This window comes from Pseudoalteromonas sp. '520P1 No. 423', assembly GCF_001269985.1.
Lineage (GTDB): Bacteria > Pseudomonadota > Gammaproteobacteria > Enterobacterales > Alteromonadaceae > Pseudoalteromonas.
In genome coordinates this window covers 2793300-2806143 of the sequence record NZ_BBZB01000001.1, presented here as the reverse complement: position 1 = coordinate 2806143, position 12844 = coordinate 2793300, and the positions used below count along the sequence as shown (strand labels likewise).

Here is a 12844-nt window from a genome sequence, read left to right as displayed (position 1 = left end):
GAATATTATGATGAAAAGTATTAAATTAATTTTATTATCAATGGCTATAATTCTCGGGATTATAGCTTCATATGTTTATTCTAATATACAGCTGTTACAAACCAAAGCGCTTAATTTAAAAGAGCCTATTTTATTTGAAGTAAAATCTGGTACAGGTTTAACAACTTTGTGTAAACAATTCCAAGCAGACAAGTTGACTGATAATTGCTGGTCTTTAAGGATTTTAGCTAAGTTAGATCCGACACTAACAGATATTAAAGCGGGTGTTTATCAACTTACAACAGACTCATTACTAGATAATGTTAAAAAAATAAATAACTCTCAAGTGCATTTATTCAGCTTTAGCATTATTGATGGTGAGAGTTTTTCTCAAGTATTAAAAAAAATCTCAAATTTACCTTATATTAAAAAAGTAATGCAACAGGGCAAAGATAGCTTTTATGTTGATGCGCTTAATATCAAACATGCAAATACTGAAGGTTGGCTATTTCCTGATACATACTTTTATCAAGCGGGTGATACAGACTTATCTTTATTACAAAGATCACACAGTGCAATGAAAATTTCGCTTGATGAATTATGGCACAAAAGAGAGCAAAATTTACCTTATGCCAATGCGTATGAAGCCTTGATTATGGCGTCTATAATTGAAAAAGAAACCGCTAAAGCAAGCGAAAGGCCTTTAATCGCATCGGTTTTTATTAATCGTTTAAATAAAAAGATGCGTTTACAAACAGATCCAACCGTTATTTATGGACTAAAGGACCAGTTTGATGGCGATTTAACACGTGCACATTTAAAGCAATATACGCCATATAATACTTATAGAATTAAAGCGCTACCACCAACACCTATTGCGATGCCATCATATGCAGCAATACAAGCTGCTTTGTCACCAGAGTCGTCTAATTATTATTATTTTGTAGCAAAAGGTGATGGTAGTCACCAATTTTCAGAAAACCTATCGCAACATAATAAAGCGGTAAGAAAATATCAATTAAAGAAAAAGGTAAGTAATGACAGCTAAATTTATTGTGATCGAAGGCCTTGAAGGTGCAGGAAAATCAACTGCAATTGCATTATGTCAAAATTACTTTCATCAAAAAAATGTCTCTTATATAGACGTAAGAGAGCCAGGCGGCACACCATTAGCTGAATCGTTGAGAGAATTAGTAAAAGCGGAACATAAAGAGACAATGAGTGCTGAAGCTGAGCTTCTGATAATGTATGCAGCAAGAGCACAGTTAGTGACTAATATTATTTTACCGGCACTCGAGAACAATACTTGGGTATTAGCTGATAGACATGATTTATCTTCACAAGCTTATCAAGGCGGTGGTAGACAAATTGCTAATGAAACATTAAGTGCGTTATCAAATATTGTTTTAAAAAATTTAAAACCTGACTTAACAATATATCTAGACTTAGATCCTAAGATAGGATTAGCGCGTGCTGCAAAACGTGGTGAACTAGACAGAATAGAACAAGAACAGTTATCTTTCTTTCAAAGAACAAGAGCAAAGTATTTAGAAATTGCAAATAGTGATGATTCAATTAAAACAGTAGATGCAAGTCAAGATATTGAATCAGTTCATAAAAATATTACTGCTGTATTGGATGATTTCTTTAAAACAGAAGCTAATAAATGATATACCCATGGCTGAGTGAGTTTAAACAACCACTCGAAACAGCTTATTCTGTAAATAAACTACATCATGGTATTTTATTGAGTGGACAGGCGGGCATAGGTAAAGCTGAATTTGCGCAAGATATTGCGCAAAGTATCTTGTGTAATGCTTCATCTAATCACTTACAATCTTGTGGGCAATGTAAGTCATGTCAGTTGCAGCAAGCAGGTACACATCCAGACAAACTTATTATAGGGCAAGATAATAAAACCATAGGCATTGATGAAATCCGTAAGGTAGCACAGTTTGTTCAATCATCGGCTGGGCAAAATGCTAATAAAGTTGTAGTAATTCATAATGCCGAGTTAATGACTGTAGCGGCACAAAATGCAGTGTTAAAAACCCTTGAAGAGCCTAATCATCAGAGGTATTTATTGTTAGTATCACATGAACCTATGCGCTTAGGTGCAACTATACGAAGCCGCTGTTTATGCTATAACTTAACAATAAATAAACCAGAACTGGTGACTGATTGGCTTGCTAATTTTAATTTGGTGTCCCAACCATGGCATATTTTATTTGCACAACAGCCCTTAATGTTATTAAACTGGCATGAGCAAGGACATTTAAATCAATTAGATAGCTTATACATCACTGTTGAAAACTTACATCAACAGATTGATTTAAAGATTTTGAATGAAATTTTAAAGAATAAGCCTGAGTATATAAGTGTTTTTAGTATTTTTTTATTTGCTATCATTAAAAAGTATTTAATACAAAAAAACATCGCATTTAATAACTATCAAGAATGCATTAAGCTGCTAGGAAATTTTGAAAATAGTCGAAAATCAATTTTAGGACTTAATGTAACTTTAGCAACAAGTCGTCTGATTTTTTCGCTGCAGGCACAACTAAATAATTAAAAGAGATAAAGTTTTGCAAGAGTTATTAATAGATTTTGAAGATTTAAGAGAGTTATATAAGTGCTATATGCCATTTTTAAAAAATGGTGGCTTGTTTATACGTACTAATATGCAATATGAAATAGGCGAGTCTTTAGCGCTTAGGATCACTTTACCAGATGCTTTAGAAGATGATGTTGTTTCCGGTAAAGTTGCTTGGATCACAGGGCAGGGAAGTCAAAACTCTAATCCTCCTGGAGTAGGTGTCAGTTTTATAGATGATAAAGCCCATGTAAAAGATAAAATCGAAAAACTGGTACTTGATATGATACACTCGGGTGACCGAACATATACTATGTAAAAGCTGTAGAAAACCGTGATTGTAGATTCTCATTGCCATTTAGACCGATTAGATTTTGATAAATTAGACTTAACATTAGCGCAAGTACTTGATAATGCCAGAGCGAAAGATGTAGAACATTTTTTGTGTGTATCAGTCACTTTAGCGCAATTTCCTGATATGTTAGCAAAAATAGAAGAGTTTGATGATGTATCAGCATCTTGCGGTATTCATCCGTTAGATCAAAAAGATGCCCTAGATAAATCTGAATTATTAGCTTTAGCTGATCATAAAAAAGTAGTGGCAATTGGTGAGACAGGTTTAGATTATTACTATTCTGAAGACTCAAAACAAGTTCAAATAGACTCTTTTATTGGTCACATCGAAGTTGCCAGACAATTAGATAAACCATTAATTGTTCATACGCGTGACGCCAGAGAAGATACCATTAGCTTATTACGTGAGCACGGCGAAGGTCAGGTAAAGGGGGTTTTACATTGCTTTACTGAGAATTGGGAAATGGCAGAGCAAGCGCTTGAACTTGGTTTATATATTTCGATTTCAGGTATAGTGACATTTAAAAATGCAGTAGAACTCAAAGAAGTTGTGAAAAAAATCCCTCTTGATCGTTTATTAATTGAAACCGACTCTCCTTATTTAGCGCCAGTGCCTTACAGAGGCAAAACAAATCAACCTGCATATGTTCAAGATCTCGCTTATTATATTGCAGAGCTAAAAGGTGTCAGTTACGATGAACTTGCAAAACAAACAACCGAAAACTTTTACAATTTATTTAATATAAAAAAATAACAATAATAGAGGAATAGTAAATATACATGCTGCCATTTTTAATTGCAGGGCCAATGGTGAGGCTTGCAACGCCTGAGACAGTTTGTATTTGGTTGGCCACTTCCAACGCAAATGCGTGTGATATTAGCTTGGTCAACCAACAACATGAAACCAAAGAAGATATACTGCAATTAGGTGAACATTTGTTTGTTCGCTTAATTCATATTACTGCAAAAGAAACGCCTTTTCCAACTGACGAATTAATTAAATATCAGCTAAATACCAGTGAGAAAATTGATTTAAGCATGTTTTGTTATGATGGCTGTAATTTACCTGCGTTTGTAGTTCCTAACAAAATAGACAGTTTATTACATGGTTCTTGTAGAAATCCACATCATCCAAGTGAAGACGCATTAATTAGTGCGGATAACTATCAAGACACACAACGAAATCAAGGGGAAATAGGCGCTCAGCTTTTATTGTTATCTGGTGACCAAGTTTATGCAGATGATGTCGCTGGTGTGACGTTACAAGCAATTTATCAGCTGATAGATACTTTAGGTATATTCAAAGAAATATCACTTAATATTGATTTACCAGATGATATCAATGAGCAGTTGTACCAAAGAGCACAAAAATTGCCAGTTACAGCTTGGCAAGATAGATCCAAACGCACTTTAGGCTACTGGTTTAAAAAAGATTTAGAGCATTTCACCAGTGCGAAGTCAGAAAACCATTTAATAGGTTTTGAAGAATTTGTCGCTATGTATTTACTGTGTTATAGCAAACAAGCATGGCAATGCATCAATATAGATTTATTAACATTTACAAGCAGTGAAGCAAAAATTCAAAAATGCTTTGACGATGAAAAATCCGCGCTACTAAAATTTGTGGCTGGTTTACATCATAGCCAACGACTCTATGCCAATATGAGTTGTTTAATGATGTTTGACGATCATGATGTGACTGATGATTGGAACTTAACAGCAAATTGGGAGCAAAATGTCTATCAAGACCCAGTGAGCAGACGTATAGTTGCAAATGGCTTAATTAGTTATTGGATTTTTCAAGGTTGGGGTAATGACGCTGGCAAAAAGTCAGGCTTTTTTAAAGACTTAATGCTTGATTCAAAAATTGAAAAACAGTGGCATTTTGAGAATTTAGATAAAGAAATATTTAACTTTTCATATTGGCATTTTGAAGTCCCGTGTGAACCTAAATTAGTTGTACTAGATACAAGAACGCACAGGTGGCGTAATGAGCATAATTTTGATGAGCCTTCCGGTTTATTAGATTGGGAACAGTTAACGCACTTAGAGCAAAACCTCATAGGAGAAGAGGGGGTGATATTAATGTCTCCGGCTCCTGTTTTTGGTGTTAAATCAATTGAAGCTATTCAATCTCTGTTTAATATATGTGGTCACCCTTTATTAGTAGATGTTGAAAACTGGATGGCTCATGAAGGTGCGGCAAGAAAGCTTATGAATACCTTTAGGCGTGCAGATACACCTGTTGAAACATTAATACTCTCTGGTGACGTTCATTATTCATTTTGTTATTCCGTACAAGCACGATTTAGTCAAAGAGATAACCGAATTTGGCAACTCACAGCCAGTGGTATTAAGAATGAATTTCCTACAAAACTGCTTGCTGTATTAGATACATTAGATACTTGGTTTTATGGCGCTAAAAGCCCATTAAATTTCTTTACCAAACGTTGGCAAATGAAAGTATCAAGACATCCTGTGGCACATAATGATAAAAAACATTTAATGAGTTTATCTGGTATAAGCCTTATAAAATTGGATCAAGGCAAGTTAGCCAGTTATCAGATTTTGCATGGCAATGGTGAAATTACGGACTTTGAGCTGTAAAAAAGCTTAAAAGGGTATTTTTACATGTTTTACTATGAGATTTAGTTAAGTTTATCAGTTCAGGTTTTGAAACTGGATAAAAAAGGCCCAAAGCGAATATATTTGCTTTGGGCTTAGGGGATTGGCTCAATCGAGCCGTGCGTAACTTAAAAATAATTTCACATTCGTTTCGGGAGAAGTGAAAGTACTAATAAGTGTAGTTAACAAAATCTCAAAAAGAAAATATTTTAATGAAAAATATTTTCTTTATTATTAAGGCTTTAAAAAGTTATTAAAAATTAACTTAAATTATGTTCACAACTATTTAATAGCTTTACCCCAAGTTATTAACTGGTTATCCCTTACCAGATCACGGGGTAAGCTATTCTTTATTTTATTCTTCATCCACTTACCTAAACCAACACTTGTGCCGCATAAGGTTAATAACAACTCACCTTTTTCAGTAGATAATTGTTCTAATTTGATATCTTTACCGCCAAAGTAATCATTTGCCTGTAGATCTGATAGTTCAAAGGTGTTTTTAGTGGCCAAATCACCAAAGCAAGTTGCAAATTCATGATTTAAGCGCACACCATTTTTATGCAATGTACCAATATTAATACCTATACGCGCATATTTAATCTTATTTGCAATTTCACTGAAAGCTTGAGGAAATAGCCATAGCTCTTTATCTCTTTGCATTAAAGTACCAGGCAATGATTTAATACCAAATTGTTTATTAAGGCTGTTATAAAAAGCCTGTTCAGATTTATTATCAAATTCAGAAAAAGGGAAACCCCCTTTTTTAACTTTGAGCTCTTTAGGGGCTTGATGTGCTATTTTCTTAAATTTAGCGATAAAAAAACCTTCACAATCGAAAGTTTGCGGCCAAATATGTAAATAACCTTCTGGTGTTATTGCTTGTTGTGCGCCTTCAAATAAGTGATCAAGTGGCACGACTTCAATTAAACCTTTAAACAGTGATAAAACATGTTCACAAACCGCTTGGTTTTCAATTGGCGTTAAAGTACAAGTTGAATAAACTAATGTACCGCCCGTTTTTAACGCATAAAAAGCACTTTCAATAAGTTGCTTTTGTACATTAGCAATTTCTATATTTGATTCTAGTGACCAATTTTTAAGTGCATCGGCATCCTTTCTAACGGTACCTTCACCAGAGCATGGTGCATCTAATAATATTGAATCAAAACATTCGTTCATATATGGGCCAAATATAGCAGCATCAAAATGAGATAATGCGACATTAGCAATACCTAACCGTTTTATATTGGCACTTAATACTTTAAGACGCGAAGATGAAAATTCATTGGCAACTAAAATGCCATCGCCTTTCATATATCCGGCAATTTGAGATGTTTTAGAACCTGGTGCCGAAGCCATATCTAATGCGATAGCAGCATTAAACTCCCCATTTTCTAATAAAGCAGTAGGTGGTAACATTGAGCTTGCTTCTTGCACATATATTGCACCGCTTAAATGTAAGTCGGTATTGCCGATAGATAAATTCTGTTCTTCGTCAATTGGACGCGATAACCAAAACCCTTCTTTACACCAAGGTACAGGATCTAGTTTCCAGTTTTTTGATTCTGCAATACTTTTAAATCTTTCAATAGACATTTTAAGGGTATTAACACGAATAGAGCGGCGTAGAGGTTGTTTACATTTAGCAATGTAATCATCTATGCAAAGATGTTCAGGAATATAGCTTTTTACATCATCAATAAATGCTTGTGGAATATAGGTATTTTGATTCACATCAACCTCAACTGAACTTTAAATCTTAATTTTGCGTAATAATACCATGCTCGAGCTTTACGTTGAGCGATTTACATTGTTTTTATTTAATATAGATAACGTATTAGCGATATTTAAGTGTTTTGATTAAGATAAAGCTTTAGTAAACTGATATTTAAAATTAATAATAACAATCCTTGGTCTCATTATGCTCAACCGAATATGGTTATCTTTTTTCATCATCGCTTTTTTTTCTGCTATGGCTACATGGATAGGTGGTGATGGTTTAGTGTTTGAGCGTATGGTTGATGCATTATTTAAAATGGGTAAGGTGTCTGTTGATATCGCCATAGGACTAATAGGCGCTTTATGTTTTTGGCTTGGTATTATGAAAATTGCTGAAAAAGCGGGCATGGTAGATACATTGGCAAAAGGCCTATCTCCTTTATTTAGTAAATTAATGCCAGAAGTACCTAAGAATCATCCTGCTTTTGGTTCTATTACTATGAATTTAAGCGCTAATCTTTTAGGGCTTGATAATGCAGCAACACCCCTTGGTATAAAAGCCATGCATGACTTACAAATTATTAATCCAAAAAAAGATACCGCTAGCAATGCGCAAATTTTATTTTTAGTACTTAATACCAGCTCAGTGACTTTATTTCCGATTGCCGTATTTGTTTACCGTGCACAGCAAGGAGCTGCAAGTCCAACTGATATATTTATACCTATTTTAATTGCCACATTTAGCTCTACCATTGTCGGTTTAATGACTGTTGCTTGGGTACAAAAAATAAAATTAACTAACTTAGTTGTGATGGCTTATTTAGGCGGGTTATTTGCTGTTTTAGGCAGCTTGATTGTTTATTTCTCTACATTAGCAACTGATGTATTAAGTCATCAATCAGCAGTATTGAGTAACTTTTTAATTTTTAGCTTTGTTTTATTGTGTTTATCTTGGGCTTTTTATAAAAAACATAATGTATATGAGTTATTTATTGAGGGGGCTAAACAAGGTTTTGAATTCTCAATATCTTTAATTCCATATCTACTGGCAATGTTATGCGCCATAGGCGTTTTCCGTGCCAGTGGCGCGTTAGATATCGTACTAGATTGGATGCGCCAAATTGTAATTATATTTAATGGTGATACCCGTTTTGTAGATGCCATGCCTACAGCTTTTATGAAACCATTAAGTGGCTCTGGAGCAAGAGCCATGATGTTAGAGACTATGAATACCCACGGGGCAGATTCATTTGCAGGACGTTTAGCTTCAACCATACAAGGCTCTACAGAAACCACATTTTATGTCTTAGCCGTTTATTTTGGTGCGGTTGGCATTAAACATACACGCCATGCGGTAGCGTGTGGCTTAATCGCGGATTTAGCAGGTATCGTTACCGCAATAGGCGTGTGTTATTGGTTTTTTGGTTAAGAAATTGATTATTAAAATTTATTAAAGAAGGAATTTTATAAATGAATTGGCTAATTTTTATAATTGCTTTATGTTTTACGCATAAAGCTTTAGCACATGGTATGGCTGAGAAAACAAAGCAAGCTTCAATACTTCGTAATGTTAAATACATAGATACCACAATTAATCAGCTAATGAAGCAATATGAAGTACCAGGTGCGAGTATTTCAGTTGTAAAAGATAGGAAAATATTCTGGAGTCAATCTTACGGTATTAAAGATGCAAATACACAAATAAAAGTTAATAAGCAAACTATGTTTCAAGCTGCTTCAATTAGCAAACCTATTACTGCCATGGCGACCTTAAAACTTTCCAAAAATAACTTTATTAATATTAATCAACCCGTTAATAAATATTTAAAAAGCTGGGAAATTCCTAGCAATTATCAGTCTGATAGCAGTTCAGTGTTAGTAAAGCAATTATTAAATCATACTAGTGGTTTATCAGTGCATGGCTTTGCTGGTTATAACAGCAAGGAAGAAATCCCTTCCTTGATTGAAGTGCTTGATGGTTCACGTTATTTTCAGCGTTTATTTGGTTTAAAGAATGTGAATTATTCACCAATAGAAGTAAAAACACCACCAGGCAAGGAATACAAATATTCAGGTGGTGGGTATAGCGTGTTACAGCAAGTGTTAGTTGATGTAACTGGCAATGATTTTGAAGCTTTAATGCATAAGAATATTTTTTCAATATTGGAAATGAGCAATAGTACTTACCAACAACCAGTTACAGGTAAACTAACTGCACAACTAGCCTCTGGACATATAGATCTAGATGAGGCTGTTGATGGTAATTATCATATATATCCAGAATAAGCCGCAGCTGGTTTATGGACAACCTCTGAAGACTTGGCAAAAGTTGTAATTGATTTACAAAAATCTTTATTAGGTCATAAAGATGCATATGGTATTGTCATTCTTACAAATACAAATCAACCATCATTTAATAATGAAGTGATGAATTTGGTTTTGGGAAGATATGGTTGGCTGTAAAACGTTAAAATAATTATTTAATTTGAATTGTAAATATTCACCTACCAAGCTTTCATTGTCGACACATTAATCACCATGTAACGCTCAGGTTACACTATTTATTATTTTTAGAATTAATTGTCGACAATCCATTCTGTTGTAACTTGACTAAAATGCCTCTGTGACTATAGTTAATGCAAGTTATTGTCGACAAAAGGTGTCAGTTGGAAGTTATAAACACAATAAAAACCGCATCAGATCAAGTTTTTGTCGACATTCGTCAAGCGATTGTTGAAGGTGATATTGCGCAAGGTAGCAAAATATCTGAAGCAGAATTAGCTAAACATCATGGTGTTAGCCGTGCAACCTTACGTGAAGCATTAAATCGTCTAGAAAGTTGTCACCTTGTTGAACGTAAAGCCAACATCGGGTGTCGTGTAGTTGCATTAACTCCAGATAAGCTACTTGAAGTATATCAAGTAAGAACGGCACTTGAAGGTTTAGCTTGTAGGCTTGCTGCTGAAAATATGACGATGACTGAGATCAATGAAGTAAAAGCATTGCTCAATCAGCATTTGTCTACTCAAAAAGTGAAACAAGGTGAGTCTTACTATCAAGAAGAAGGCGACCTAGATTTTCACTATCGGATTATCAAAGGCAGTAAAAATAGTCACTTAATTCATTTGTTATGTAATGAACTTTATCAGTTGATCCGTATGTTTCGAGTACAAATGGGCATGAATGGACCTCGAGTATCTAAAGCGTTTGATGAGCATTTTGCGATAATAAATGCCATTGAAAGTAAAGATGGTGAGTTAGCTGAGCTATTAATGAAAAGACATATAGGCGCATCGGGTGCAAATATTAAATCACGATTTAATTTAGAAACCGTACCAGCTTAATAAATAAAATTTAAAATTAAACAGAATATAAAAGATATAAAGACAGCGGAGATTAAAATGTCAGCAGGATTAAAATTTAGACAAGCATTAAAAGCTAATGCACCACTTCAAATTGTAGGCACTATCAATGCATATTGCGCCATGATGGCAAAACAATTAGGTCATCAAGCTATTTATTTATCAGGTGGCGGTGTTGCAAATGCTTCATACGGTTTACCAGATTTAGGCATGACCTCATTAAATGATGTGATTGTTGATGTACAACGAATAACTGCTGCGTGTGATTTACCGCTTATGGTAGATATAGATACAGGTTGGGGCGGTGCTTTTAATATTGCAAAAACAATCCGTGATATGGAAAAAGCAGGTGCAGCAGCAGTACATATGGAAGATCAAGTAGCGCAAAAGCGGTGTGGTCATAGACCTAATAAAGAAATCGTTTCAACTGAAGAAATGGTTGACCGTATTAAAGCAGCAGTTGATGCCCGCGTTGACCCTGATTTTTTCATTATGGCACGCACCGATTCATTTGCCCAAGAAGGTTTAGAAGCTGCAATTGAACGCGCTAAAGCGTATGTTGCTGCAGGTGCCGACGGTATTTTTGCAGAAGCGATTAAAACGCAAGAGCATTACCGTGCATTTTCTGAAGCCTTAGATGTGCCAATTCTTGCAAATATTACTGAATTTGGTCAAACAGAATTATGGAACAAAGAACAGCTAGGCCAGTGGGGTGTTGATATGGTGCTTTACCCATTATCTGCATTTAGAGCAATGAATAAAGCGGCTGAATTAGTTTATAAAACATTATTAACAGATGGCGACCAAAAAGCGGTTGTTGATAATATGCAAACACGCATGGATTTATACGATTACCTTGGTTACCACGATTACGAACAAAAATTAGATGCCTTATTCAGTGAAGGTAAAAATAAATAATAAAGACAATAATTAACCTAATTGATAACAAATTTATGGAGCAAGACAATGAGTGATAAGAAACTAAGCGGTGCAGGACTACGTGGTCAAAGTGCAGGCGAAACAGCATTATGTACAGTAGGTAAATCAGGTTCTGGCTTAACATACTGTGGTTACGATGTATCTGACTTAGCTGATAACGCAACTTTTGAAGAAGTGGCTTACTTATTATTTAACGGCGAATTACCAAACGAAGGTCAATTGGCTGCATATAAAACGCAATTAATGCAAATGCGTGATTTACCAGATTCACTTAAAAAGGTATTACAACTAATTCCTGCTGATGCACATCCAATGGATGTAATGCGTACAGGTGCATCATTTTTAGGTAACTTAGAGCCTGAAACTGATTTTTCACAACAACAAATGGCCTCTAATCGTTTGTTAGCCGCTTTCCCTGCAATCATGTGTTATTGGTACCGTTTCTCACATGATGGTGTTGAAATTGATTGTGTAACAGATGAAGATTCTTTAGGCGGTCATTTCCTTAAATTGCTTCATGGTGAAACGCCATCTGAGCAACATCGCAAGGTAATGGATGTATCTTTAATTCTTTATGCTGAGCATGAATTTAATGCTTCTACATTTACAGCACGTGTTTGTGCGTCAACTTTATCTGACATGTTCTCTTGTGTAACAGGTGCTATTGGTTCATTACGTGGTCCATTACACGGTGGTGCTAATGAAGCTGCAATGGATATGATCCAGAAGTTCAGCTCACCTGCTGATGCAAAAGAAAAAATGGCAGGCATGTTAGCACGTAAAGAAAAAATAATGGGATTTGGTCATGCGATTTATCGCGAATCAGATCCACGTAACGTGATCATCAAAAAGTGGTCAAAGAAACTAGCACAAGAGAATGGCGATACTTCACTTTACGATATCTCTGTGGCTTGTGAAGAGTTTATGTGGGATAGCAAAAAATTATTCTGTAATGCTGATTTCTTCCATGCATCTGCATATCATTTTATGGGTATTCCAACTAAGTTATTTACGCCAATCTTTGTATGTTCACGCTTAACCGGTTGGGCTGCGCATGTAATGGAGCAACGTGCTAATAATCGTATAATTCGCCCTAGTGCCGATTATACGGGAAGTGAGCCACGTAAAGTAACACCAATCGCAACACGCTAAATTTTTAAACAGGCTGCCACTGCAGCCTGTTTTTATTTACAGTTATAAAATAGCGACAAAAATAGGGAAGTTCTCGTTAATTTTAAACACGAGATAACCGTCACCCTATAGATTTTCT

Annotated in this window: 12 protein-coding genes; 11 read left to right on the top strand and 1 reads right to left on the bottom strand. The window is 35.1% G+C overall.

What is annotated here, in order from left to right; genetic code table 11:
- The first annotated feature begins 10 nt into the window (after positions 1-10).
- The 6 genes from mltG to PSA_RS12770 are packed head-to-tail and all read left to right on the top strand — an operon-like array spanning position 11 to position 5533.
- Positions 11-1027 carry an endolytic transglycosylase MltG gene (mltG, locus tag PSA_RS12795; RefSeq protein WP_371257801.1) on the top strand — a complete coding sequence of 339 codons (1017 nt, stop codon included), beginning with the start codon at positions 11-13 and terminating at the stop codon, positions 1025-1027.
- Entirely contained in the window at positions 1017-1649 is a 633-nt protein-coding gene (gene tmk, locus PSA_RS12790; protein ID WP_042143973.1) for a dTMP kinase, read from the top strand. The genes mltG and tmk overlap by 11 nt, the downstream gene beginning before the upstream one ends.
- On the top strand, positions 1646-2551 hold the full coding sequence (locus PSA_RS12785) for a hypothetical protein (RefSeq protein ID WP_042143975.1): 906 nt from the start codon (positions 1646-1648) through the stop codon (positions 2549-2551). Before tmk ends, PSA_RS12785 begins: the two co-directional genes overlap by 4 nt.
- Positions 2552-2564: 13 nt before the next feature.
- Positions 2565-2891, top strand: a complete 327-nt coding sequence (locus PSA_RS12780; RefSeq protein ID WP_042143977.1) for a PilZ domain-containing protein — start codon at positions 2565-2567, stop codon at positions 2889-2891.
- Between the two features lie 15 nt (positions 2892-2906).
- Complete coding sequence (locus PSA_RS12775) at positions 2907-3680, top strand: TatD family hydrolase (protein WP_042143979.1); 774 nt, start codon at positions 2907-2909, stop codon at positions 3678-3680.
- A 26-nt stretch (positions 3681-3706) separates the two neighbouring features.
- Positions 3707-5533, top strand: a complete 1827-nt coding sequence (locus tag PSA_RS12770; RefSeq protein ID WP_042143980.1) for an alkaline phosphatase D family protein — start codon at positions 3707-3709, stop codon at positions 5531-5533.
- 300 nt (positions 5534-5833) lie between these two features.
- On the opposite strand, the gene rsmF is transcribed toward PSA_RS12770, so the two are convergent.
- On the bottom strand, positions 5834-7288 hold the full coding sequence (gene rsmF, locus PSA_RS12765; protein ID WP_042143982.1) for a 16S rRNA (cytosine(1407)-C(5))-methyltransferase RsmF: 1455 nt from the start codon (positions 7286-7288) through the stop codon (positions 5834-5836).
- A gap of 187 nt (positions 7289-7475) precedes the next feature.
- On the opposite strand from rsmF, the gene PSA_RS12760 reads away from it, so the two are divergent.
- The 5 genes from PSA_RS12760 to prpC all read left to right on the top strand — a co-directional run bounded on the left by PSA_RS12760 (position 7476) and on the right by prpC (position 12726).
- On the top strand, positions 7476-8702 hold the full coding sequence (locus PSA_RS12760) for a nucleoside recognition domain-containing protein (RefSeq protein ID WP_042143983.1): 1227 nt from the start codon (positions 7476-7478) through the stop codon (positions 8700-8702).
- A gap of 41 nt (positions 8703-8743) precedes the next feature.
- Complete coding sequence (locus PSA_RS12755; protein ID WP_052379890.1) at positions 8744-9559, top strand: serine hydrolase; 816 nt, start codon at positions 8744-8746, stop codon at positions 9557-9559.
- Positions 9560-9939: 380 nt separating this feature from the next.
- Positions 9940-10617, top strand: coding sequence for a GntR family transcriptional regulator (locus tag PSA_RS12750; RefSeq protein WP_231665251.1), 678 nt, complete (start codon positions 9940-9942; stop codon positions 10615-10617).
- Positions 10618-10674: 57 nt separating this feature from the next.
- Positions 10675-11553, top strand: a complete 879-nt coding sequence (gene prpB, locus PSA_RS12745; RefSeq protein WP_042143988.1) for a methylisocitrate lyase — start codon at positions 10675-10677, stop codon at positions 11551-11553.
- A gap of 48 nt (positions 11554-11601) precedes the next feature.
- Complete coding sequence (gene prpC, locus PSA_RS12740) at positions 11602-12726, top strand: 2-methylcitrate synthase (protein ID WP_042143989.1); 1125 nt, start codon at positions 11602-11604, stop codon at positions 12724-12726.
- Positions 12727-12844: the final 118 nt, after the last annotated feature.

What these genes read in the sequence shown, in the direction of transcription:
- mltG (WP_371257801.1), top strand. Translation starts at nt 11, where the DNA reads ATGAAAAGTATTAAATTAATTTTATTATCAATGGCTATAATTCTCGGG.
- tmk (WP_042143973.1), top strand. Translation starts at nt 1,017, where the DNA reads ATGACAGCTAAATTTATTGTGATCGAAGGCCTTGAAGGTGCAGGAAAA.
- PSA_RS12785 (WP_042143975.1), top strand. Translation starts at nt 1,646, where the DNA reads ATGATATACCCATGGCTGAGTGAGTTTAAACAACCACTCGAAACAGCT.
- PSA_RS12770 (WP_042143980.1), top strand. Translation starts at nt 3,707, where the DNA reads ATGCTGCCATTTTTAATTGCAGGGCCAATGGTGAGGCTTGCAACGCCT.
- PSA_RS12760 (WP_042143983.1), top strand. Translation starts at nt 7,476, where the DNA reads ATGCTCAACCGAATATGGTTATCTTTTTTCATCATCGCTTTTTTTTCT.
- PSA_RS12755 (WP_052379890.1), top strand. Translation starts at nt 8,744, where the DNA reads ATGAATTGGCTAATTTTTATAATTGCTTTATGTTTTACGCATAAAGCT.
- prpB (WP_042143988.1), top strand. Translation starts at nt 10,675, where the DNA reads ATGTCAGCAGGATTAAAATTTAGACAAGCATTAAAAGCTAATGCACCA.
- prpC (WP_042143989.1), top strand. Translation starts at nt 11,602, where the DNA reads ATGAGTGATAAGAAACTAAGCGGTGCAGGACTACGTGGTCAAAGTGCA.